Raw genomic sequence first — 23,623 nt, 5'->3', positions numbered from 1 at the left:
ACCTCAGCGGCTGTTGCTCAACCCACGCCGTGCTTCGTGCCGCTCCAGCGCCAGCTCGATCAGGCGGCTGACCAGTTCGCTGTAGGTCATCCCCGCCGCCTGCCACAGCTTGGGATACATGCTGATACGGGTGAAGCCCGGCAGTGAATTGACCTCGTTGATCAGCACTTCGCCGCTGTCGGTGAGGAACACATCGACACGAGCAAGGCCCGAGCAGCCGAGGACCTGGAACGCTTCGAGCGCGACGCTGCGGATGCACTCACTGGCCCCCTCGCTGATAGCCGCCGGCACCACCACTTCGGCTGCCTCGGCATCGATGTATTTGCTGTCGTAGGAGTAGAAACCACTGCGCACGACGATTTCACCGCAGCCACTGGCGACCGGCTGGTCGTTGCCCAGAATCGCGCACTCGATCTCCCGGCCGCTGACCGCCGACTCCACCAGCACCTTGTCGTCGAAGCCCAGGGCCAGCGCCATGGCCGCCTGGAACTGCTCGGCGCTCTCGACCTTGCTCACCCCCACCGACGAACCCTGGTTCGCCGGCTTGATGAACAGCGGCAGACCGAGCTTCGCCCGTGCCTGCTCGAAATCCAGTCGCGCGGCGGTGGCGCGGTTGACGGTAAGGAACGGCGTGACCGCCAGGCCCGCGTCACGCAGCAGGCGCTTGCTGATGTCCTTGTCCATGCACACCGCCGAACCCAGGACATCGGAGCCGACAAACGGCAGGTCCGCCATGCGCAACAGCCCCTGCAGGCAGCCGTCTTCGCCGAGGGTGCCGTGGACGATCGGGAAGATCACGTCGACCTGGTCCAGCAAACTCTGGCTACCGGTCTCGACCAGTTGCTGGCCAGCCTTGCCCGGCACCACCGCCAGTTCGCGGTTGGACTGGTTCAACGCGATCAGCGTCGGATTCTCGGCATTGAGCAGGAAGTCGGAACTGTCGTTGAGGTGCCAACGGCCCTGCTTGTCGATACCGACGAGCACTGGCTCGAAGCGCTCGCGGTCCAGTGCATCGACCACGTTTTTTGCCGATTGCAGCGACACCTCATGTTCCGCACCCAGCCCACCGAAAATAATCCCGACTCGCAACTTGCCCATCATCCAGCCTCGTTTCCAAAATTCGTTGGCGGGAGCCTCCTCCCTAATGTGCGCAGCCTATTCGCAAGCCGCGAAATTCGCATCCCCAAAATCGCCGATCCGGTTATGCTGCCGACATTCGAGTGCTACGCGGAGCAGCCCCAGTGAGTGAGTATGCCAGCAACCTCAGCCAGATCCCGGGGATCCGCCACGGTTTCCTCAACCAGGCCAACGAGGGGCTGCCGGACGGGGTGTTCACCTGCAAGCAGATCCACAGTGCGACGCTGATCGAAGCACCAGACAACCTGCCCGCCGGCTCGCTGCAAGGCGACGCGGTGTACACCGATGGCCCACGGCCGATCGCCGTGATTACCGCCGACTGTCTACCCTTGCTGGTGGCTGCCGAGGACGGCTCGCTGGCGGCGGCGATCCATGGCGGCTGGAAAGGCCTGCGCGGCGGCATCATCGGCAATGCCATCGCGCGCTTCGAGGCGCTGGAGATTCCCCGGCAGTCCCTGCGTATCGCCATCGGCCCATCGATCCGGCCCTGTTGCTACGAGGTCAGCCAGGCGTTCGTCAGCGAGTTGCAGGAGAGCCAGGGGCAACTCTGGGCCGATGGCGCGCCGCCCTGGACGCGCCAGCAGCCGGCGCCACTGTCGCCGCCCCAGCTTGCACCGCCAGCACCGAGACAAACAGACAGCTTCTGGTTCGACCTGCAAGGTTATGCACAACGGCTGCTGCGGGCCGCGGGAATTGCCGACTGGCAGGTGGAAACAAGCCCGGTATGCACCTACTGCTCGTCACCTGCGTTCTCCAGCTACCGACGTCGAACCCATGAGACCGACCCGAACAAGACCTTCCAGTATTCCTGGATCAGCCGAAGCTGAGTCTGCCATCACCATGCCCGGGGCTCGGCACCGGGCGTCTTTCTTCACACGAATGGGAACAGCTCGGCTCAATCGGCCAGCAGCACGCTCAGATCCAGATGCCCATCCTTCACCGGCGGGCACCAGTAGTAGCCACCGGTGATCGGCCGACTGAAGCGGTAGAGGGCGTCGGTAATGCCGTCTTCCTGTCCGCTCATACGCCGTAACTGGGCTTCGAAGGCATCGAGGGTGCAACCGAACGCGGTGAACATCAGACCAGCGCCCTGCTCGTTCGACCATGGCATGGAACGGCGCACGACGAACGCCTCGGGGGCGAAGCTTTCCTGGGCGGTGCGCTTGACATGGGCCGACTCCGGCGCATCGTCCAGCTCTTCGTTGTCACTTTTGCGACGGCCCATGATGTTGTCCTGCTCATGGGAAGGCAGGGCGGCAAAACCATCCAGGTCGTGCTGCCACTGCTGAATCGCGACAAAGCTGCCACCGCGCAGGCCAGCGACGTCGCCTGAAACGATCCCGGCCTCGAGGGCCGCTTCGTCCACCGGGTTCTCGGTGCCGTCCTCATAGCCGGTCAGGTCGTGGCCGGTCTTGTGACGGAAGGCCTCGGTCATCTGCACCCGCTTCAACGCTGGCGCCAGCGCCAGTTCCAGCTCACGACTGCGGTGCAGCAGCTCGCCGCGGTCCTCGCCATGCAGCCAGCACCAAAGCGCCTGCTGGGTCGAAGGGTTGTCCACGCCCGGGCCACTGACCACCGGGAATGTCCGCAATCCCTCGACCCGCGCCCCCAGGGCCTGAACCAGCGACTCGCCAAAACCGACCACGGCGTTTTTCCCATCCACCAGCCGAACCAGGTTGTCGAGCGCAGCCGGCAGGGCCGCAGCGGATTCCAGGGCGAAAAACAGATGGCGTGCCTGCAGGGGCACAGGCTTGGCGAGGATGCCGGGCTGGTAGTGACTCATGGGAACTCCTTTGGGAAAGGCACAAGTTTACCTGTGTTGCACCAACCGCGCTTGCGTGGAATCGCCGACTTGATCGTGATTTCTCCTACGGCAAATACCGACATCGCCCGCTCATCACACAAACAGATCCCATTCATAAATATAGGCAATTTGCCTATATTTTTTCCATGAAATCCGTATTCTTCGAAACATCAAACTTCACCGCCACCCTAGGTCATTACCTTGCGGATGACGAATATCGACAACTTCAGTTGGAGATGCAGACCAACCCTCAAGTCGGGTACCTGATGCCCCGAACAGGCGGTTTTCGCAAAATGCGCTGGCCCGACTCACGTCGGCACAAGGGTAAACGTGGCGGATTGCGAATCATCTATTACTGGCTACTGAGCAGCGGCCAGTTCTGGATGTTTGCCATCTACGACAAAGACGAACTTGAAAACCTGACATCGGATCAGGAAAACATGCTCAAAGCAGCAATCGAGGCTGAGTTGAAGCAACGAGGTAAAGCATGAAAAAACGCGATCTGTTTACCGAGCTGATGCAGGGCGTGACAGAGATGGCTGAGCACCGCGAAGGCAAGATTACCCTGCGCCGTTACGAGTTGGAGGCCCTGCCGCCGCCGATGGTTACAGCAGAGGAAATCGTGGCGCTGCGGGAGAAACTCCATATGTCGCAGCCCGTTTTCGCCAACCGGATTCGAACCAGCCCCGATACCCTCAAGAACTGGGAACAGGCCAAGTCCAGACCCAACGCACAGGCTGCCCTGCTGATCAAACTCGTGGAGCGCTTCCCTGACATGATTGAGCGCCTGAGAGCCGTGTGATTTGATGCATGCCGGGGTTGATCGGCCCCACCCACCCTTATCAGGAAGATAACGATGCCGCACTCAAGACACGAACGCTTTGCCCAGATCGCCGATCAACTCGGCTACAGCTTCGACGGTGAAATGAAAATTGGCGGCAATTATGTGCCGGCAGTGCAGAACGATCTCGAAATCTACGTCAGTGGGCAGATTCCGCGGGTCGACAACACGGTGATGGTGACCGGCCGCGTCGGTGCACAGACCAGCCTGGAACAGGCCCGGCACGGCGCCCGGATCAGCACCATGCGCGCCCTGGCCATTCTGCGGCAGATGCTCGATGGCGACCTGGAACGGATCCGGAAGATCCTGCGCATCAACGTCTACGTACAGAGCGCCGAAGACTTCACGCAACAGAGCGAAGTCGCCGACGGTGCTTCAGAGGTGCTCTACAGCGTCTTCGGCGAAGCCGGGGTACACACGCGAACCTCGGTCGGCGTATTCCAACTGCCGAAAAACGCTTCGGTCGAGATCGACATGACCGTGGCGCTCAAGCCATAGGAAGAAAACGCCACGTTGGCGGCTCAACCGCCAACTGGCCTGGACGCCGGCCTCAGGTGCTCAACTGGTTGGCGAACTGCCCGACCGCATTGACCACCCGCTGAGCGCCGTCCTGGATCTCGACGATCACCGTACCGGCCTCGGCCGCCAGCGCCAAGCCTTCCTCGGCCTGGGTCTTGCCACTGTTCATCAGCGATACCGCATCGCGGGCCATGTCCTGGTTCTGGCGCACCACAGTGACAATCTCATCGGTCGCCTGGCTGGTTCGCGAGGCCAGTTGACGGACCTCATCGGCCACCACCGCAAAACCGCGTCCCTGCTCACCGGCACGCGCCGCCTCGATGGCCGCGTTCAGTGCCAGCAGGTTGGTCTGCTCGGCAATCGCGCTGATGGTTTTGACGATCGTACCGATCACTTGCGACTGAGCGTTGAGCGCCTCGATCCCCTCGCCAGCATGCTGCATGTGCTGGGCCAGATCGCGCATCACCTCGACCGCCTGGGTCACGACGGTGGTGCCACGCTGGGCGCTGGAGTCAGTCTGCAACGACGTGCTGTAGGCGATATTCGCCGCCTCGGCCACGGCCTGCTCCTGATTCACCTGGTCGGTGATCACAGTGGCGAACTTCACCACCTTGTACAGCCGCTCGTTGGAATCGAGCACCGGATTGTAGGAGGCCTCCAGCCAGACCACACGACCATGACTGTCCACACGTTTGAACCGTCCGGCGATGAACTCGCCTGCGTTCAGGCGCTTCCAGAACACCTGGTACTCGGCGCTGTGCACTTCAGCCGGATCACAGAAAATACTGTGATGCTTGCCCTTGATCTGCGCCAGGCTGTAGCCCATGCCATTGAGGAAGCGGTCATTAGCGGTCAGCACGTCACCGGCCAGGTTGAATTCGATGACGGCAGTGGAACGCAGTAATGCACCGATCAGGTTTTCGTGTTCGCGTGAGTTCTCGATGGTGCGGGTCAGGTCGTTGGAACAGATCGAGATATGTTTGACCCGGCCATCGGCACCACGGACCGGCTGGACAATAGAACGCAGCCAGGCCTCCTCGCCCGTGCCCCGTAACAGACGCACTGCTCCGCTGAAATGTTCGGCGCGAGTCAGGGCATTCTTGAAGCGCTGGTGAAATTCCGAGTTTTTCAGATACGCCGGCACGAACTCATCGATATGACGCCCCACCAGAGCACTGCTCTGATAACGCATCTCCTGAGTAAAGTTATGGTTGACTGACTGGATACGGCCATCGGCGTCCAGAATGAGCACCAGCATTTCCTGCTCAAGGCTCTCCCTGACCTGCTGGAGACTGGACAATTCCTCGCGAAGAGCCGACAGCTCCTGCTTCAAGCGTTTGTTGAACATGCTGTACACCAATGCAGAGATGAAATTCAGCTATCGCTCTTGCCATCGGCTATCAGGTTTTTTTCTGAAGGACTATTCCGAGTTAATGCCTGCGAGCAACCGCTCGGCTGATCGATGGAATTTTTCCAACACCGGCGACTCACTCTCAGAACAACAGGGAGGAGTTTCAGATCCATGAGCACGGCAAAGCTATTCGTTATTGACTACACACTGCACGGCACCCGCAAGTCCTTCATCATCCGCAGCGAGCGCATGGACAACGCCGAGGCTTGGCACTGGGCCAGTTGTGACGCCGGCGTCGGCCGGATCGGCAGGTTCGGGCGTGAACAGGTGAAAAAGACCAGCCAACCGATTGCCGAGAAGTTCGGCATCGAGGCAGTCAGTTGGCGTCAGGCCTGATGAGGCTCAGGCTATCGAGTTCCACCAGCGTGAAACAACCACTGCCCCACCCCGCCGTGTCGATGTGATAGACGTTGCCCAGCACGGTGGGCTGGTGCTGCGCAGTGTGTCCGACCATCATCGCCCGCACCTCGCGAATACCGCTGACGTCATGGTTTTTCAGGCGGGTACGTGACCATTGGCAGACCGTCTCGACCGCAATCTGCACCTCGCTGTGGCCCAGCAGGTAGTCACGCAAGTCACTCCATGCCGCAAAAGGACTGTCGGCATGGACCATCCCCACCAGTCCGAGTCGGGTCTCGACCTCCAGCGCAATCGGCAGTTGTGCAAAGCGTGTGGCGAACAGGCGCTGTTGCTGCGCACTGCTGTCGATAAACCAACCGCCGCCACTGGCGCGGTACAGGTCGAGGTCGGGTACCCGGCCCTGCACATGCTGGATCGCCAGCGCTTCGTGGTTGCCCTGGACCGCAGCGAACCACGGACGCGCCAGCCACTCCAGAGCCTGCTCACTCTGTGGGCCACGATCGACCAGGTCACCGACGCTGAACAGGCGGTCACGCTCGGGATTGAAATCCAGCCGATCCAGCGCTGCCTGCAATCGAGAAAAATGCCCATGGATATCACCCACGGCGAAATCCCGGCCACGGGTGTTGAGCGGATAGTGTGCAAATCCAGCCATGCCCCGTTCCTCCTGTGCCAGTAGAACAACGCCGAAATCAGTAGCGACTTCGCGACCTCATCGTTTGAGTAAAACCGATGTCCGCCGGCTCATTCCGGTTTGAGCAACGCCTCATAGTCCGGGCTGATCTCCGCGAGAATCATCAACGCCGCCGCCCCCAACGCCACCGCATCGTGTCCGGCGGTGCCAAGCTGGATGCGTGGGTATTCACGATCCGAGCGGCTGCTGATGGAGCGATGCAACGGTTCCAGCCGAGCCACCAGCCGGGCCAGGATCGCCTCCGGGAGGAAACCGCTGATCAGGATAGTCTGTGGATCGAGCAGCGATTCAAGGATGTTGATCGCCTGGCGCAATGCCGGTGCGGCTTCGTCCAGCCAGGAGTCGACACCGGCCTTGAAACGCGGATCGTCGATACTCCAGGCCGCCAGGTCCTGGTCGCCGGATTGTCCCAGGTGCTCCAGCAATGCGGCAATCGAGATATAGCGCTCAAGACAGCCCTGATTGCCGCAATGGCAGGCCTTGCCACCGGGCACCACCGTCATGTGGCCGATTTCCCCGGCGTTGTGCCAGTGCCCGGAATACAAGCGGTTACCCAGGTACAGGCCCGCCCCGAGGCCGCTGCCGATAAACAGGTGGACGAAGTGGTGCAGGTCACTGGCAATCCCGTACAGCCGTTCGCCCATGGTCGCCGCCGTGGCGTCGTTCTCGATCAGTACCGGCAAGCCGACTGCCTGCTGCAGGCGCGTCGGAATCTGCGGGTCATCCCAGCCGGACATGGCCGTCGGCCCCACGGAGGTCATGCCTTCGACGCTGAACGGCCCGGGCAGAGCCACCCCCACCCCGAGAAAACGCCCATCAGGGCGCAGCGCCCGAAACTGCCGCACGGTATCGAGCAACAGCGGCAGCGCATCGTCGAAGCTCGGATAGCTGACCGCGAGGGTAACCTGGGCCTGAGCGTCGCCCAGCAGGTCGAGCAGCACGCCGATGATCGAATGCTGCTCGACATGAAAGCCGATGGAGTAACCGCCCTGCGGGTTGATCGACAGCGGCACCGGCGGCTGGCCACGACCGATCTTCTCGGCGGCATGCACCCGCAGCACGCCCTCTTCCTGCAGTTCGGTGACGATGTTCGAAACCGTCTGCGCCGTCAGCGAGGTCAGCCGTGTGAGATCGGCGCGGGTCAGGCGCCCGCCCAGACGAATCGCTTCGAGAATCACCCGGCGGTTGTGCAGGCGGGCGTGTTCGGCGTTGGTACCGGTGGTGACCGTACGGGTGTGCTGTGGATTTTTCATGGGCCGATGATGGTTGTCGCTAATTAATTAAATCAAGTTGAATTAATAGTCGTGACGTGTTTTTCTACACATCGATCGGTCGCGGTCGCTTCATGGGCGACCATCCCCATAACAATAACGATACCGAGTCGATGGAAGCCCTCGCCGACGCGCAGCACCCTTGCCACCTGCCCTCCACCTCCCGTCACTCGCACAAGAGGTCGTCACAGCATGAGCACAAGCACTCCCACCGGGCAGGGTTCGTCCGGCATCAAGCGCAAGATCGGTCTGTTTCCCGCCACGGCCCTGAACATGAGCCAGATGTGCGGCGTGGGTCCCTTTATTACCATTCCCACCATGATCGTCATCATGGGCGGTCCGCAGGCTTACCTCGGCTGGATCCTCGGTGCCTTGCTGGCGCTGTGCGACGGCCTGGTCTGGGCCGAACTCGGTGCTTCGCTGCCTGGCGCCGGCGGGACCTACGTTTACCTGCGCGAAGCCTTCGGCAAACGTACCGGCAAGCTATTGCCCTTCCTGTTCGTGTGGACCGCGATGCTGTTCATCCCGCTGATCATGTCCACCGGGATCATCGGCTTCGTGCAATACCTCACCTGGTTCTGGCCGGACATGAGCCAGACCGCCGGCAACCTGGTCGGCCTGGTGCTGATCTGGGGCATCATCTTCATGCTCTGGCGCAAGATCGAGTCGATCGCCCGTTTGAGCATCGCGCTTTGGGTGATCATGCTGATCAGTATCGGCGCGCTGATTCTCGCCGCCCTCAGCCACTTCCATGCCGACCTGGCCTTCAGCTTCCCGGAAGGGGCGTTCAACCTCGGTGACAGCAGCTTCTGGTTCGGCATGGCCGGCGGCCTGACCATCGGCATTTACGATTACCTGGGCTATAACACCTCGGCCTATCTGGCCGGTGAAGTGGAACAGCCGGGTCGGGTGATTCCCAAGTCGATCGTGCTGTCGATCGTCGGCATCCTCGCGGTCTACCTGCTGATGCAGGTCGGTGTGTTGGGTGTGGTCGACTGGCACCGCATGCTCGACCCGGACTCGGCGGCCTACAAGTCCGTGGCCTCGGTGGTGCTGAGCGAAACCTGGGGCAGCACCGCCGCCGGCGTGGTCACCGTGTTGATCCTGATCACCGCCGTCGCCTCGGTATTCGCCGGTTTGCTGGGCGGTTCGCGGGTGCCGTTCGAAGCGGCGAAGGACAACGTGTTCTTCAATGCCTTCAGCGTCACTCACGCCAAGCATGACTTCCCCGTCTACGGCATCCTGAGCATGGGCGTGCTGACCTCGGTCGGCTTCATGATCGGCCGTCTCACCGACCTCACCACGCTGATCCAGTTGCTGACCACGGTGATGATCCTGGTGCAGTCGGTGGCCCAGATCATTTCGCTGTTCGTGCTGCGCAAGACCAAGCCGCACCTTGAGCGTCCCTACAAGATGTGGCTTTACCCGATCCCGGCGGTCATCGCGCTGGTGGGTTGGATCTATATCTACTTAGCTTCCAACCACAACGCCCCCGGCGCCTACCCGATCCAATGGTCGCTGGTATGGGTCGCCGCAGGTTGCGTGGCCTATCTGTTCTGGGCACGGGCACACCGGCTCTGGCCTTTCAACAAGAAGTGATAGCGACGATGTTCGAGCCGTTGAATACCCCGGGCGCCAAGGCGCCCACCCAAGGCGTGCTGCTGGCGATCGATGTGGGCGGTACCAAGACCCAGGTCGCCTGTTATGACCCGTCGAGCCAACACCTGAGTACACGCAGGCTGGCAACCCACGCCGCTGGCCTGCGGGGCAAGCCCGCGCTGGAGCGCATCCTTCAGGCCGCCCGTGAGTGTGCCGCCGACTTTGGCGATGTGCCGGTAGCCAGCGTGGCCGCCGTGTTTCCCGGCGTGGTGCGCGACAGCCGGCTGTTGATGGCGCCGAATACGCCGGGGTTCGAAGCGCTCGATCTGCCGGCACTGCTCGGCAGCGGCCTGGGCACCGAAGCGGTGATGCTCGACAACGATGTCAAGGCCGGGGCCCTGGCGGAAGCGCGCTGGGGTTCGCTGGTGGGGATCGACGATGCGATCTACCTCAACCTCGGCACCGGGCTCGCCGCGGCCGCCATTGCCAACGGTCGTCTGATTCGTGGCCATAACGGCGCGGCCATGGAGATCGGCTACATGCTGGAGCCTTTTCTCGACCCGCTACGCGCCGATCAGTGGCGAACCCACGAAAAAGGTGCGGCGCCCCTGGAGGAATTCTTCTCGGGCACCGCCCTGAGCCAACTGGCCAACGAAATGCTCGGCCATGGGCACCACGCCCTGGACCTGTTCACCAGCGCCGACCGCGCCGTGCGCCAGGCCCTGGAGCAGCGAATCGCCGGCATGGCGGTACAGGTGGCCAACCTCGCGGTGGCGCTGGATGTCAGCCGCATCGCGATTGGCGGCGGCCTGTTCCACCAGTCGTCGACCCTGGCCCCGGTGCTCGAACAACTGATTCGCCAGGCGGTACCCTTTCCACCGCAGATCGTCGCCGCCCATTTCACCCATGATGCGCCGCTCTGGGGCGCGCTGAGCATGGCCATGGACGCCGCCGGGTTGAGTTTCATTCCCGGCGACCTTCTTTCCCTACCCGACAGCCCGCGTGGCTGAAACACTCAGGTAATGCTGTTATGTCGCTGATGCGCCAAGAAACCCTGTCGATTCCCGCCGTCGTGCAACACATGCTCGACCAGGACAGCGCGATCAATTCACTCGCCGACCAACTGGCCGCCGACTTGCCGGAGCTGATCATCAGTGTCGCCCGTGGCAGCTCGGATCATGCCGCCGCTTTCTTCGGCTACGTCATGATGAGCCAGTTGGGCATTCCCTGGCTGTCGATCCCGCTATCGCTGGTCAGCCTGCAACAACCACCGCTGCGCCTGAAGAAATGCTGGGTGGCGGCCCTGTCCCAATCAGGCAAGAGCCCGGACCTGATCGCCAGTGCCGCCTACCTCAAGCAACGGGGCGCCAGCGTCGCGGCCTTCGTCAACACTGCCGACTCGCCACTGGCCGCCGCCAGTGATGCCGAGGTGCTGTTGCCAGCCGGCCTGGAACAGAGCGTGGCGGCGACCAAGAGTTACGTCGCCATGCTGATGGCCGGCGTGCAGACCGTCGCGGCCCTGGGTGCCCGGCAAGGCAACGACAGCGGTTTGCGCGAAGCCCTGCAAAGCCTGCCTGCGGCCCTGGCCGAGGTGGCAAACGAGGAATGGGCGCTGGCGCTGAACGTCTTGCAGTCTGCCGACAAGATGATCGTCATCGGACGCGGCCCGGCGCTGCCGATTGCCCAGGAAGCCGCGCTGAAACTCAAGGAGACGTCGGGCATCCAGGCCGAAGCCTTTTCCAGCGCCGAAGTGCGCCACGGGCCGATGGAAATTATCGAGGCCGGTTATCCGGTGCTGGTGTTCGCCCCCTCCGGACCTGAGCAGGCCGGCACCCTGGCCTTCGCCGACGATATGCGCCTGCGCGGGGCCCAGGTCATGGTGGTCGCCCCGCGCGGCACACCCGGCGTGGAGTTGCCCAGCGTTGCCACGGCCCATCCGTTGCTGGAGCCGTTCACCATGATCCAGGGCTTCTATCTGATGGCGGCGAAACTGGCCGAGTTGCGCGGGCGCAACCCGGATCAACCGCGCTTTCTGAAAAAGGTCACGGAAACGCGCTGAGTTGGCTTGAAGTGATCGTCAAGGGTCAGTGCCCGATACAGGGTTGCGAATCGGCGCTCATCGCGATCCGCCCGCCAAAAAATAGCGCCGTCAGCACCCCGACCGTGCCCATCACCAGGCAATAACCCACGCAAACCCAGGGGCTCCAGGGCATCAGGCCAATCAGCAGCAACGGCGTGGTACTCGCCCAGAGCGCATAGGCAATATTGTAGGTAAACGAAATGCCGGACACGCGGATCCGGCTCGGAAACAACCCGACCATCACCGACGGCACCGCACCGACCACCCCACAGGCCAGCCCGGCCACGGCATAGGCCAGGTTGATCCAGGCTCCGCCCGTGATCAGGCAGGCATACAACAGGCCGATCCCCACCGGCAGCAGTAGGCTGTAGAGCAGCACCGCGCGCCAGGCGCCGATACGATCCACAAGCAGGCCGGCGAGTACACAACCGATATTCAGGAACACGATACCCAGGCTGCTTAGGGCAAAGGTATGGCTGGTACTCATGCCGAAGCTTTTCTGCATCACGGTCGGCGTAATCACCACCAACACCACCACCGCCGACGTGAGCACGCAGGTCAGCAGCATCGCCGGAACAATCGAGCGGCGATGATCACGCAGCACCGCCCCTAAAGGCAGTTCAGCGCCGGCCTCACGTCGGGCCTGCAAGGCCATGAAAACCGGGGTTTCGCTGAGCCAGCGGCGCAACCAGACCCCGATCACCCCGAACACCCCGCCGAGCAGGAAGGGAAAGCGCCAGGCGAAATCGAGAATCTCCGCCGGGCTGTAGACCCGCGCCAGCCAGGTGGCTGTCAGCGCGCCCAGCAGGTAACCGAACGTCAGCCCAGCCTGCAATACACCGAGGGCATAACCACGATGCCCCGGCGGCGCATGCTCGGCCACGAATACCCACGCGCTCGGCACCTCGCCGCCCACCGCTGCGCCTTGCAGCACCCGCAGGCCCAGCAGCAACAGCGGCGCCCAGTAACCGATCTGGGCGTAGGTTGGCATCACCCCGATCAGCAGGCAGGGCAAGGCCATCATCAGGATACTCAGGCTGAACACACGCTTGCGCCCCAGGCGATCGGCAAAGTGCGCCATCAGGATGCCGCCCAGTGGGCGCGCCAGGTAACCGGTGACGAAAATCCCGAAGCTCTGCAACAGCCGCAACCACTCGGGCATTTCCGGCGGGAAGAACAGCTGGCTGAGGGTCAGGGCGAAAAACACGAAGATGATGAAATCGTAGATTTCCAGCGCACCGCCCAATGCCGCCAAGCCCAGGGTCTTGTAGTCGGACCGGGAGAAACGACGGTTTCGCGGGTATGAATCAACGGTCATAAGGAACTCGGAATAGCGTATTCGGGGACAACCAGAGGGGCTGCCCAACCGGTACAAAAAACAGACAAGCGCCAGCTCATCACTCGACACGCAAGGGGCAAAGATTAGTGCACTGAGCGCAGCTCACAATCTCCAACCCGCCATCGGGTCACTTTTTAGCAGAAATGGTCGTGGCGGGTTCCGTTTTTCGACAACCTGCGTCTATCCGTGCACATGCCGAGAAGCCTTTGCAGCAGACGATGAATACCGCATTCTTGCGCGGTTCCGGTCGCCTCCATCGGGGCGACTGTCCTCCCTACAATCATAAAAATCCGAGGTACTGTCATGGCTGCCGATATCGATGAAAGCCGCTATGCCCGCTTTGCCCTGCGCTGCTCGAACTGGGCCGAGCGCTGGTTTCCCGACTCCTGGGTGTTTGCCGCACTGGCAGTGATCGTCGTCGCCCTGGGCACCCTGGCCATGGGCGCCAAGCCGACCGATGCGGCGGTGGCATTCGGCGATGGCTTCTGGAGCCTGATCCCGTTCACCCTGCAAATGGCCTTCGTGGTTATCGGTGGTTATGTGGTCGCCAGCTCGCCGCCCGCCGTGAAACTGATCGACCGCCTGGCGCGGATTCCGAAAAACGGCCGCTCTGCGGTGGCCTGGGTAGCCTTGATTTCCATGGTCGCGTCGCTGCTCAACTGGGGCCTGTCGCTGGTGTTCGGCGGCCTGCTGGTCCGCGCCCTCGCCCGGCGCACCGATCTGCGCATGGACTACCGTGCCGCCGGCGCCGCCGCCTACCTCGGCCTCGGCGCGGTATGGGCCCTGGGCCTGTCGTCGTCCGCCGCGCAATTGCAGGCCAACCCGGCCAGCCTGCCGCCGTCGATCCTGTCGATCACCGGCGTCATTCCCTTCACCCAGACTATTTTTCTCTGGCAATCCGGGGCATTGCTGCTGGCGCTGATCGTGGTCTCGCTGGTGGTTGCCTACGCCACCGCCCCCGGCCCGAACTCGGCACGAGATGCCAAGGCCTGTGGAGTCGATCCGAGCTTCAACCTGCCACCGCTGAGCCCGCGCACCCGGCCTGGCGAATGGCTGGAGCACAGCCCACTGCTGACCCTGTTGCTGGCACTGCTGGCCGCCGGCTGGCTGTTCCACGAGTTCTCGACCAAGCCGGCGATCAGCGCCATCTCCGGCCTGAACACCTACAACTTCCTGTTCCTGATGGTCGGTGCCCTGCTGCACTGGCGCCCGCGCAGTTTCCTCGACGCAGTGTCGCGAGCCGTGCCGACCACCACCGGGGTGCTGATCCAGTTTCCGCTGTACGGCTCCATCGCGGCACTGATGACCACGGTCAAGGGCACCGACGCCCAGACTCTGGCGCACCACATCTCGACCCTCTTCACCCAGGTCGCCTCCCATGACACCTATGCCCTGTTGATGGGCGTGTACTCGGCGGTACTGGGTTTCTTCATCCCGTCCGGCGGTGGCAAATGGATCATCGAGGCACCCTACGTGATGCAGGTCGCCAACGACCTCAAGTACCACCTGGGCTGGGCCGTACAGATCTACAACGCGGCCGAAGCCCTGCCGAACCTGATCAACCCGTTCTACATGCTGCCGTTGCTCGGCGTGCTGGGCCTGAAGGCACGGGACCTGATCGGCTTTTCCTTCGTGCAGTTGCTGGTGCATGCACCGTTGGTGCTGTTCCTGCTGTGGGCGCTGGGGACGACCCTGGCCTATAGCGGGCCGGTGATGCCGTAGACCCACCCTGGCTGATCATCAGGTCATGGTCAGCCAGCCCCCGCCCCCTCGGCATAAAGCCACCACTTTCCTCGCCCTCGACAATAGGCATACTGCAAGGCCCGACGCAGAGCGGCCGTCGTCGTTCTGTCATATTGCATTGCTAGCGTGCGATGCGAAATATTTTGTTACGTCCAACCCAGCCAGCAGGAATCCAGGATGAGTGACGAGAAAGACCTCGAGCAGTCGCCGACCGCCGATGCCGATACCCCGACCAATACCAGCCGCCGCCGTTTCCTCGGCGGCGTCGCCGTGCTGGGGGCCGGCGCGACCCTGAGTGCCTGTGGCTCGCCAAACGAGCCGGGCAAGCCGGCCGAGGTCAAGGAACTGTCCGGAGCCGCGCTGGACAAGGCGCTGCAGGAGCAGGTCAAGACCGTGGTGGTGATCTACGCCGAGAACCGTAGCTTCAACAACCTGTTCGGCGACTTCCCCGGCGTCGAGAAACCGCTGTCGGCACTCAAACCGGCCGACTATCAGCAATACGATCGCGACGGCAGCCTGCTGCAGACCCTGCCTCCGGTCTGGGGCGGTGTGCTGCAGGTCGGCCCGCAGAGCCTCGATGGCGTGACCTACCCGGTGGCCACCCAGTTTCAGGAAAACCTGCCCAACGCGCCCTACGCCCTCAAGGGCCCGAACGCTGAAGACCTGCCCCTGGGCCTGGTCACCCGCGACCTGTGGCATGTGTTCTACCAGAACCAGATGCAGATCAACGGCGGCAAGAACGATCGTTTCGTCGCCTGGGCCGACTCCGGCGGCCTGACCATGGGCTACTACGCCCAAACCCGCTATTCGCTGCGTCTGTGGGATGTGGCCAGGGAGTTCGTACTCTGCGACAACTTCTTCCAGGGAGCCTTTGGCGGCTCATTCCTCAACCACCAGTACCTGATCAGCGCCAAGGTGCCGTTCTACCCGGATGCCGCCAACTCGGTGGCCAAACCGCAGATCGCCAAGGTGCAGAGCGACGACCCGACCGATCCACGCCTGGCACCGCTGGAGCAATCCCCGGCCAGTGCCATGAGCGGCCCGCCACAGTTCGGCCCGAGCGCGCTGACCCCCGACGGTTACGCGGTGAACACCATGGCGCCCCCCTACTGGCCGACCTGGATCCGCGACCCCGAGCGTCCGGACTACGCCAAGCCGGACCTGCCCACCGTGCTGGTGCCGCAGACCCACGAGCACATCGGCGACAAGCTGTCGAAGAAGAACATCGACTGGGCCTGGTACGCCGGCGCCTGGCAGGTAACGCTGGAGCAGTTCAAGGACTCGGGCGGCATTCCGAAGATTCCGAACTTCCAGTATCACCACCAGCCGTTCAACTACTTCACCCGCCAGGGCCCGGAAAACCCCACCGAACGCACCAGGCGCCTGCGTGATGGTGGGCTCGGTGATGAGACCAGTACCAACAAGTTCCTCGCCGATGCCGCAGCCGGCAAGCTGCCAGCCGTGACCTTCTACAAACCCCAGGGCAACCTCAACATGCACGCCGGTTATGCCGACGTGGCCGCTGGCGACCGGCATATCGTCCGGACCTTGAAAGTCCTGCGCGAGAGTCCGCAGTGGCAGAACATGGTGGTGGTGGTCACGGTCGACGAAAACGGCGGCTGGTGGGACCATGTTGCACCGCCCAAAGGCGACCGCTGGGGCCCGGGTACACGGGTTCCGGCACTGGTGGTCTCGCCGTTCGCGCGCAAGGGCACGGTGGACCACACGGTGTATGACACCGCCTCTATCCTGCGTCTGATCACCCGGGTATTCCAGTTGGAGAAGCTCGACGGCCTCAAGGAGCGCGATGAGGCGATGAGTGCGCGGGGGCAGCAACCCATGGGTGACCTGACCAACGCCCTGCGTTTTACCGCCTGATCACTTCTCCTGGTGGGAACGGCTTGCTGGCGATAGCGCCCTTGGCAGCGCCAGAATCTTCTGGATGGCCGCCTTTGGCGGATCGCCAGCAAGCCGCCCACCACAGGTACGGTCATTTAGCGCCCATTGACGCTGTGCCAAGCGCTATCACCCTCGGCCGATAATAGCCAACTGCCACCCACCCCTTTACCCCCTGCTCACTCAGGTAATATCCTGAGCGGATATTTCTGTTTCAGCCTTTTACAGATCGCAAAGGGAGTTCAGCGCAATGATCGTAGGGATCGACCTGGGAACCACCAACAGCCTCGTCGCGGTCTGGCGCGAAGAGGCCAGCGAATTGGTGCCCAATGCACTCGGCCAGTTCCTCACGCCGAGCGTGGTCGGTCTCGACGACGAAGGGCGGGTCCTCGTCGGCCAGGCCGCCAAGGAGCGCCTGCATACCCATCCGCGCAGCACCACCGCGCTGTTCAAGCGCCACATGGGCAGCGCCCAGGAAGTCCGCCTGGGTGAGCGTCTGTTCCGCCCCGAAGAACTTTCCGCGCTGGTGCTCAAGAGCCTCAAGGAAGACGTCGAACGCGCCTACGGCGAAACCGTGCACGAAGCGGTGATCAGCGTCCCGGCCTATTTCAGCGATGCCCAGCGCAAGGCCACACGGATCGCCGGCGAACTGGCCGGCCTCAAGGTCGACAAGCTGATCAACGAACCCACCGCTGCCGCCCTCGCCTATGGCCTGCACCAACGGGACAAGGAAACCTCGTTCCTGGTCTTCGACCTCGGCGGCGGGACCTTCGACGTGTCGATTCTGGAGCTGTTCGACGGGGTGATGGAGGTCCGCGCCAGCGCCGGCGACAACTTCCTCGGCGGCGAGGATTTCGACGCTGTCCTGCTCGAGCGTTTTATCGACAGCCAGCGCAATGCGACGGACTTTCCTGATAGCAACAGCGTGATCCAACCCCTGCGCCGCGAGGCCGAGCGGGTGCGCAAGGTCCTCGGCCAGGAACAGAGCAGCGAATTCACCTTGCGCATCGATGGCCGCCAATGGAGCCATACCTTCACCCAGCAGCAACTGGCCGATCTCTATGCGCCCCTGCTGGAGCGTCTGCGCGGGCCGATCGAGCGCGCCCTGCGCGATGCACGTATTCGCGTCAGCGACCTCGATGAAATTCTCCTGGTCGGCGGCACCACCCGCATGCCACTGGTGCGCAAGCTGGCGGCCGGACTGTTCGGGCGCTTCCCGTCCATCAGCCTCAACCCCGATGAAGTGGTGGCCCATGGCGCAGCCATCCAGGCCGCACTCAAGGCCCGCTCGGCCGCCCTTGAGGAAGTGGTGCTGACCGATGTCTGCTCCTACACCCTGGGGATCGAGACTTCCCAGCAATACGGCCAGCAGATCGAAAGCGGACATTACCTGCCGATCATCGAACGCAACAGCATCGTCCCGGTCAGTCGGGTCAAGAGTGTCTATACCCTGCACGACAACCAGGAAGTGGTGAAGCTGAAGATCTACCAGGGCGAAAGCCGTCTGGTACGTGACAACGTCTTCCTCGGCGAACTGGAAATGCCGGTCCCCAAACGCAAGGCCGGCGAGATCTCGCTGGATGTGCGCTTCACCTACGATAACAATGGTCTGCTCGAAGCCCAGGTCACCGTGCCACTGACCGGCGAACAACATTCGCTGGTGATCGAGAACAACCCCGGCGTGCTATCCCCGGAGGAAATCCAGCAGCGCCTGCAGGCCCTGAGCCTGCTCAAGGTGCACCCGCGCGACCAGCAGGTGAATACCGTGCTGACCGCTCGTCTGGAACGGCTCTACCAGGAAAGCCTGGGCGAGTTGCGCGAGCGTATCGGTCAGTGGGCCGGGCAGTTCCAGCAGGTGCTGGAAACCCAGGACGAACGGCAGATCCGCGAAGCACGCAGCGAGCTGACCAGGCACCTCGACAGACTCGACAGTGGCATCTGGCATTAAGGGAGTGGTGACATGGATTGTTGGTCGATACTGCAACTGACCGAAGATGCCGATCAGCGCAGCATCAAGCGCAGCTATGCGCGACTGCTGAAAACCACTCGGCCGGACGAGGATGCCGAAGCTTTCCAGCAACTGCGCGAGTCCTATGAGCAGGCATTGGAGATTGCCCGTTGGCGCGATGAGGATGACGACGCCGAGGCGCCACGGGACATCCTCGTCGCTGCACCGGCCGAACGGGACAGGCCCGCGTCCACCGGCCTGCTCGACGCCCAACCCGCAGCCCAGCTTGCCATGGACCGTGCCCAGGCGCTGGTGGCGGGCCTCACCGAACAGAATCTGCCCCAGCGCTGGGAACAGGCCCGGCAACAGGATTGTGCCGAAGCCTTTCAGCAGACGCTGCTACGCCTGTGTTTCGAACAACCGGGACTGCGTAACACGATCACCGCGTGGGCGGTGCAACAACTGGAGTGGCTGACGCCCTGGCAGGCCGTCGTCATGACCCCGTCACAGGAAGAAGCGCTGTCCAACGGCTTGCTGCAGGAATACCGTCAGGGCCTTCAGGATCTGCTGGAGGCCGGACAGGAGCGCGAGTTCGTCAATCGTTTGAAAGACTACGGCGAACAGCCCTGGCTGAAAGTCTTCGACCGGCGGCGGGAGTGGCAACCTATTATCCTGCAACTGCTGCATGAAACCCGCTGGAGCCTGCCGCTGTTCGACCGGGTCTGCCAACTGTTCGACTGGGATGAGCGCAAGGGCAATACGCCGGAACCCGAGTGGACCTGGCGGGCCTTGATAGAGCGTTGCGAGCAGGAAGGTTTTTATCAGCAACAGCTGGCCAAGGCACAGATCCCGCGCCCCTGGAGCGCCGACCAACTGGCCGCGCAACTGCTGCTGACGCCACTGACCAGCAAGCAGCAAATGGCTCTCTACCAGCGTTTCGAGGCCGCCGAATGGCAAGCCTGCCAGCAACTGGCCGAGACCCTCGCCTACCAGTATCCGGCCCTGCTCGAGCGCCTGCCCGAGCCGGACGTGTTCTTCTGGTGGAAATTCACTCCACGCCCGGTTCCGAGCAATAGTTGGAGCTGGTTGTGGGCCGCCTCGGCACTGACCCTGCTCCTGCATTTTCTACCGCAATTGATGCACAAGGTCCTGCGCAATGACCCGATCTGGATCACCCTCTTCCTGGCCGGCACCTGGGCGCTGATTCCGGTCTGGGCCGGTCGCTTCCTGATGCCCCGCTGGCTGACCCTGTGCTCGAAGTTCTTCGTCATGGATGCGCAACTGAGCCAACACCTGCTGCCGCAACGGATCAATCCCAATGGGTACTGGCTGGTACTGCGCCATGGTGTTCCGCAGGCAATCCTCGGCCTGTGCTTCTGGACCGCACTGGGCGCCCTCGGGCTCGCCACCTTTGTCGGCGTCGGCCTGATCGGCTTGCTCGATCAGCGACGACGCGGTGCCGAGAAACCGGCATCCGGCTGGAAGCAGCCGTTACAGGCGATCTTGCACTGGACGCACTGGAGCCCACTGCAACTGGGCTTTTTCGTGATCATGCTGGCCGTGACCGTGACCTGTATTTTCGCTTATCCGGGTTTTCCACTGACACGTCCGACCTAGTGGGATCGACCTCACGGGGCGGCGCCCGCAGCAAATCTGTACCAGTATGTACCTACCCCCGATCAAGGGGCCTCACGCTGAAAAGGATCTGAGCATGTCAAAACTCGCAGTGACCCTCACTCTCGTCGCCCTCGGTCTGGGCACGAGCGCCGCACACGCCGATGTCGACCTGAAACTGGGCAGCACCGAACGCGTCACCCAGCTCTTCGCCTATCCCAACAACTGCAACGTGATCTGCTACCGCAACTGGACGCTGGAGCAGACCGCCGAACACTACCTGAACCAGAGCGTACAACGCGACGGCTACAAGGACGCCAAGGTGACGGTGAAAAACGACAATGGTCAGTTGTACGCCCATTTCAGCGGTGTACCGGACGGCTACGACAAACCGCTGGCGGCGCTGCTGGATGCCGGCGACCTGGCCTACAAGGGCGCCTCGAAACTCAACGCCGATGGTAAATGGGAATACAGCTGGTACCTGTTCCTGCCGCTGGGCATGGCCCTGGACAACCGCAAGAGTGTCGAACTGCTGCATTTCCCACCGGATTACTCGCTGACCCAGGCCCAGGACTACCTGGAGTCGAAAACCACCGACCGCTGGGCCGAGTTGCTGACCGACAACGGTATCCCCGCCGAGCAGACCCCGGCCTACCAGACCATCGTCGACATCGCCCCGATTGCCGCGCCGTCCAACGCCGGCAGCACGCTGGAAGGGGTCTACAGCTACTTCACCGACTACCAGACCACCATGGTCAAGGAAGTCAGTGTGACCGCCAAGGGCACTGCGCTGCCGATGGTGGCCTTCGGTGCCCCCGTGCGTAACTGGATCAAGCAGCAATATGGCGCCACGGTCGCGGTGCTCGGCCTGGCCGAGATCAGCCCAAGCGCGGGCGTGAAAGTGCCGGTACTGGGCTCCAACCACCCGAGCTATATCTGGTATGCGGCGGACCCGGCCAGCTACGGTGGCGACCAGGCCAAGGCCGATGCGGCAGGTCTGAAGGTCATGGGCCAGGATCTGAGCGCAGCCTGCTGGCAGGCGGGAATGGGGCAGAAGCCGGACAGCGATCCGTCGGCGCAGCTCACCCGTTGCACCCAGAACTGGCAGGTGACCAACAAGGAGAAGACCTGCGAGCTGTTCTATGTCTCGGTGCGCAACCTGAGCGAGGCCGATGCGCAGAAGAAATGCGCGGCCCCGGCGATCAAGACCCAGCTCAAGCAACTGCGTGAGCCGGCACCGAAGCCGACCACCGAAACGCCACACATCTGACCCTGAAAAAGCAAACGGGGGGAGCCAGTGGCTGGCTCCCCCCGTTGTCACAAGCGCCTGCCGGGATTCGGCAGCAGCGAATCAGGGCGCGCCGACCGGCCGCAGGCGATACTGCGGTGGCAGTTGTTCGAAGCCGCTGATGGTGGTGTCCAGACTTTTCCAGCGACCATCCTTGATCCCGTAGATGCAACCATGCACCGACAGGCTCTGCCCGCGATGCCAGGCGTTCTGGACAATGCTGGTGTGGGCGACGTTGGCCACCTGCTGGATCACATTGAGTTCGCACATGCGATCGACCTGCTCTTCCTCGGTCGACAATTTCGCCAGCACTTCGCGGTTCTCGTAGTAGAGATCGCGAATCGAGCGCAGCCAGCCATCGATCAGACCGAACTGGCGGTCTTGCATCGACGCGCGCACACCACCACACCCGTAGTGACCGGTGACCAGGATATGCTTGACCTTGAGCACGTCCACCGCGTACTGGATTACCGACAGGCAGTTGAGGTCGGTGTGCAGCACCACGTTGGCGACGTTGCGGTGGACGAACAGGTCGCCTGGCAACATGCCAACGATCTCGTTGGCCGGTACACGGGCATCGGAACAGCCGATCCAGAGGAATTCCGGCGTCTGTTGGCGGGCCAGCTTGGCGAAGAACTCCGGGTCCTCTTCCTTGATCGAAGCGGCCCAGCGCTCGTTGTTATCAATCAGGTCTTGTAGTTCGTTCATGCTGTGGAGCCTCGAGATTGGTGCACTGTTCTCTGACAACCAACCTGCGCTCGGGGTCACGCCACTGCCTACCACACATTCAGGCCGTAGTGGATCAGTCGATCAGCGTCGCCGCCATCACCAGCGCATCCTCGCGCCCACCGACCGCCGGATAGTAGTCACGACGACGTCCGACCTCGTTGAAACCATAACGTTCATACAACCGGTACGCCGACCGATTGCTGTCACGCACTTCCAGGAAACACTCGCGGGCGCCCATGCCATAGGCCTGCGCCATCAACTCTTCCAGCAGCCGCAGGCCCAGGCCACGGCCCTGGCTTTCCGGCTTGACGGTGATGTTCAGCAAGTGCGCCTCATCGATGATCACCTGGATCACCCCATGCCCCACCTGCTGGCCGCCTTCGAACATCAGCCAGACCTTGTAGGACTTCAGGGCATCGGTGAAGATGCCGCGCGTCCAGGGATGGCTGAATGCCGCGTATTCGACCTTCAGGATGGCATCGAGGTCCGCCTCGGTAGCCAGACGAAAACTTACCGCATCACTCATCGTTGTGTTTCCAGCGCGCCATCAGCCGACGCATGGCTTGCCAGACATCCGCCTTGCGCTGCGGCTCGTCCATCAGTAATTCCAGGCCAGGCAGCGCCCAGGCCGAGCCCAGGCCTTCGACCTGCAGCTCGCGGTTATAGGATTGCGCATCGGCCTCACCGGCGAAACGCACCGCCGGCAAGCCGATCAGCCACAGACAGGCGCACTCCTCCTCTTCCAGCCGCGCCTGGACAAAGCCCTGGACGAATTCACGGGCGACATCCGGTCCCTGATCCAGGTTGCCGCGCGCCAGCAATGGCCAACGCACCGGCTCGCCGATGATCTGCGGGGCATCCGGCAGGCCGGCGGCGCGCAGCATGTCCTTGAGCAGCAGGTAGGAAGGATCGCGGCTCTGGAACGGCTGCCCGGTCACCAGTTCGACCAGCAGCAGGCAACGTCCGGCCCGCAGCAATTGCAGGGCGAAACGCGGTGGCGGCACCGGCGGCGCCTTGACCGGCGCAGGGGCCTCCTGCTCTTCGACCGACGGTTTGCTGTCGGCACGGGTGCCGGACGACGGCCGGGGCACTTCGATTTTCGGCCGTTCGGCGGGCCGGGCTGCAAGCTCTGCAGACTTGCGCGCCTCAGGCGTCGCCGCTGCTGGCGCAGTCGGTGCCTCGACCAGCGGCTCAGGCTCGACAAACAGTTCCGGGCGCGACGGCGCGGCGAACGGCAGTTCGGTGCGGGGCAGCCAATGGACCACCTGCATGGCGGTCAGATAGGCGCGGCGACGGGACTCGATCAACAAGGGGCGGCCATCTGTGGATAAGTTCAAGGCACTGATTCTA

22 protein-coding genes are annotated in these 23,623 nt (G+C 62.7%); 13 read left to right on the top strand and 9 right to left on the bottom strand.

Features of this window, described 5'->3' with window-relative positions:
• Nucleotides 1-3: 3 nt before the first annotated feature.
• Nucleotides 4-1,098 carry a D-alanine--D-alanine ligase gene (gene ddlA / locus BLU37_RS11640; protein ID WP_090204941.1) on the bottom strand — a complete coding sequence of 365 codons (1,095 nt, stop codon included), beginning with the start codon at nucleotides 1,096-1,098 and terminating at the stop codon, nucleotides 4-6.
• Between the two features lie 143 nt (nucleotides 1,099-1,241).
• Here ddlA and BLU37_RS11635 point away from each other — a divergent pair, with 143 nt between their 5' ends.
• Nucleotides 1,242-1,964, top strand: a complete 723-nt coding sequence (locus BLU37_RS11635) for a polyphenol oxidase family protein (protein ID WP_090204939.1) — start codon at nucleotides 1,242-1,244, stop codon at nucleotides 1,962-1,964.
• A gap of 68 nt (nucleotides 1,965-2,032) precedes the next feature.
• Here the strand turns inward: BLU37_RS11635 and BLU37_RS11630 are convergent, their stop codons facing one another.
• Nucleotides 2,033-2,920: a Dyp-type peroxidase gene (locus BLU37_RS11630; protein ID WP_090204937.1), complete on the bottom strand. Its 888-nt coding sequence runs from the start codon at nucleotides 2,918-2,920 to the stop codon at nucleotides 2,033-2,035.
• 167 nt (nucleotides 2,921-3,087) lie between these two features.
• Here BLU37_RS11630 and BLU37_RS11625 point away from each other — a divergent pair, with 167 nt between their 5' ends.
• From BLU37_RS11625 to BLU37_RS11615, 3 genes are read left to right on the top strand one after another with little or no spacing between them, the layout of a single operon-like run.
• Nucleotides 3,088-3,432 (top strand): toxin, encoded by a 345-nt coding sequence (locus BLU37_RS11625; protein ID WP_090204934.1) that lies wholly within the window; start codon nucleotides 3,088-3,090, stop codon nucleotides 3,430-3,432.
• Complete coding sequence (locus tag BLU37_RS11620; protein WP_010445363.1) at nucleotides 3,429-3,743, top strand: helix-turn-helix domain-containing protein; 315 nt, start codon at nucleotides 3,429-3,431, stop codon at nucleotides 3,741-3,743. The genes BLU37_RS11625 and BLU37_RS11620 overlap by 4 nt, the downstream gene beginning before the upstream one ends.
• A 54-nt stretch (nucleotides 3,744-3,797) precedes the next feature.
• Nucleotides 3,798-4,280 (top strand): RidA family protein, encoded by a 483-nt coding sequence (locus BLU37_RS11615; protein ID WP_010445364.1) that lies wholly within the window; start codon nucleotides 3,798-3,800, stop codon nucleotides 4,278-4,280.
• A gap of 52 nt (nucleotides 4,281-4,332) precedes the next feature.
• Here the strand turns inward: BLU37_RS11615 and BLU37_RS11610 are convergent, their stop codons facing one another.
• Nucleotides 4,333-5,649, bottom strand: a complete 1,317-nt coding sequence (locus BLU37_RS11610) for a methyl-accepting chemotaxis protein (protein ID WP_026007542.1) — start codon at nucleotides 5,647-5,649, stop codon at nucleotides 4,333-4,335.
• A gap of 174 nt (nucleotides 5,650-5,823) precedes the next feature.
• On the opposite strand from BLU37_RS11610, the gene BLU37_RS11605 reads away from it, so the two are divergent.
• Entirely contained in the window at nucleotides 5,824-6,048 is a 225-nt protein-coding gene (locus BLU37_RS11605) for a DUF6555 family protein (RefSeq protein WP_019361436.1), read from the top strand.
• Here the strand turns inward: BLU37_RS11605 and BLU37_RS11600 are convergent.
• Together BLU37_RS11600 and BLU37_RS11595 are read right to left on the bottom strand one after the other, a co-directional pair.
• The gene (locus BLU37_RS11600) at nucleotides 6,029-6,727 is read right to left on the bottom strand and encodes a metallophosphoesterase (RefSeq protein ID WP_090204931.1); all 699 of its coding nucleotides are present in this window, start codon (nucleotides 6,725-6,727) and stop codon (nucleotides 6,029-6,031) included. The two genes, BLU37_RS11605 and BLU37_RS11600, sit on opposite strands and share 20 nt — an antisense overlap.
• Before the next feature lie 89 nt (nucleotides 6,728-6,816).
• Nucleotides 6,817-8,019 carry an ROK family transcriptional regulator gene (locus tag BLU37_RS11595; protein ID WP_010445368.1) on the bottom strand — a complete coding sequence of 401 codons (1,203 nt, stop codon included), beginning with the start codon at nucleotides 8,017-8,019 and terminating at the stop codon, nucleotides 6,817-6,819.
• Between the two features lie 210 nt (nucleotides 8,020-8,229).
• Here BLU37_RS11595 and BLU37_RS11590 point away from each other — a divergent pair, with 210 nt between their 5' ends.
• From BLU37_RS11590 to BLU37_RS11580, 3 genes are read left to right on the top strand one after another with little or no spacing between them, the layout of a single operon-like run.
• Nucleotides 8,230-9,636 carry an APC family permease gene (locus BLU37_RS11590; RefSeq protein ID WP_090204928.1) on the top strand — a complete coding sequence of 469 codons (1,407 nt, stop codon included), beginning with the start codon at nucleotides 8,230-8,232 and terminating at the stop codon, nucleotides 9,634-9,636.
• Between the two features lie 8 nt (nucleotides 9,637-9,644).
• On the top strand, nucleotides 9,645-10,646 hold the full coding sequence (locus tag BLU37_RS11585; protein WP_090204925.1) for an ROK family protein: 1,002 nt from the start codon (nucleotides 9,645-9,647) through the stop codon (nucleotides 10,644-10,646).
• Between the two features lie 20 nt (nucleotides 10,647-10,666).
• Nucleotides 10,667-11,695, top strand: coding sequence for an SIS domain-containing protein (locus BLU37_RS11580; RefSeq protein WP_090204923.1), 1,029 nt, complete (start codon nucleotides 10,667-10,669; stop codon nucleotides 11,693-11,695).
• Between the two features lie 25 nt (nucleotides 11,696-11,720).
• Here the strand turns inward: BLU37_RS11580 and BLU37_RS11575 are convergent, their stop codons facing one another.
• Nucleotides 11,721-13,034, bottom strand: a complete 1,314-nt coding sequence (locus tag BLU37_RS11575; protein ID WP_090204920.1) for an MFS transporter — start codon at nucleotides 13,032-13,034, stop codon at nucleotides 11,721-11,723.
• Between the two features lie 324 nt (nucleotides 13,035-13,358).
• Between BLU37_RS11575 and BLU37_RS11570 the strand changes: the two genes are divergently transcribed.
• The 5 genes from BLU37_RS11570 (at nucleotide 13,359) to BLU37_RS11550 (ending at nucleotide 21,526) form a co-directional block, all read left to right on the top strand.
• Nucleotides 13,359-14,777 carry a short-chain fatty acid transporter gene (locus BLU37_RS11570; protein WP_090204918.1) on the top strand — a complete coding sequence of 473 codons (1,419 nt, stop codon included), beginning with the start codon at nucleotides 13,359-13,361 and terminating at the stop codon, nucleotides 14,775-14,777.
• A 198-nt stretch (nucleotides 14,778-14,975) separates the two neighbouring features.
• Entirely contained in the window at nucleotides 14,976-16,676 is a 1,701-nt protein-coding gene (acpA, locus tag BLU37_RS11565) for an acid phosphatase (protein WP_090204915.1), read from the top strand.
• A 268-nt stretch (nucleotides 16,677-16,944) separates the two neighbouring features.
• Entirely contained in the window at nucleotides 16,945-18,642 is a 1,698-nt protein-coding gene (locus BLU37_RS11560; protein ID WP_090204912.1) for a molecular chaperone HscC, read from the top strand.
• A gap of 12 nt (nucleotides 18,643-18,654) precedes the next feature.
• Nucleotides 18,655-20,259: a J domain-containing protein gene (locus BLU37_RS11555; protein ID WP_090204909.1), complete on the top strand. Its 1,605-nt coding sequence runs from the start codon at nucleotides 18,655-18,657 to the stop codon at nucleotides 20,257-20,259.
• Nucleotides 20,260-20,353: 94 nt separating this feature from the next.
• On the top strand, nucleotides 20,354-21,526 hold the full coding sequence (locus BLU37_RS11550; RefSeq protein ID WP_019361443.1) for a hypothetical protein: 1,173 nt from the start codon (nucleotides 20,354-20,356) through the stop codon (nucleotides 21,524-21,526).
• Between the two features lie 81 nt (nucleotides 21,527-21,607).
• Here BLU37_RS11550 and can read toward each other — a convergent pair whose 3' ends face one another.
• The 3 genes from can to BLU37_RS11535 form a co-directional block, all read right to left on the bottom strand.
• Nucleotides 21,608-22,252, bottom strand: a complete 645-nt coding sequence (can, locus tag BLU37_RS11545) for a carbonate dehydratase (RefSeq protein WP_010445379.1) — start codon at nucleotides 22,250-22,252, stop codon at nucleotides 21,608-21,610.
• 94 nt (nucleotides 22,253-22,346) lie between these two features.
• Nucleotides 22,347-22,799 carry a ribosomal protein S18-alanine N-acetyltransferase gene (gene rimI / locus BLU37_RS11540; protein ID WP_010445380.1) on the bottom strand — a complete coding sequence of 151 codons (453 nt, stop codon included), beginning with the start codon at nucleotides 22,797-22,799 and terminating at the stop codon, nucleotides 22,347-22,349.
• On the bottom strand, nucleotides 22,792-23,583 hold the full coding sequence (locus BLU37_RS11535) for an energy transducer TonB (RefSeq protein WP_090204907.1): 792 nt from the start codon (nucleotides 23,581-23,583) through the stop codon (nucleotides 22,792-22,794). The genes rimI and BLU37_RS11535 overlap by 8 nt, the downstream gene beginning before the upstream one ends.
• Between the last annotated feature and the right edge of the window lie 40 nt (nucleotides 23,584-23,623).

It is taken from the genome of Pseudomonas asplenii, assembly GCF_900105475.1.
GTDB classification, from domain to species: domain Bacteria; phylum Pseudomonadota; class Gammaproteobacteria; order Pseudomonadales; family Pseudomonadaceae; genus Aquipseudomonas; species Aquipseudomonas asplenii.
The sequence above is the reverse complement of the archived record's forward strand: the minus strand, read 5'-3'. Positions and strand labels throughout refer to the sequence as shown.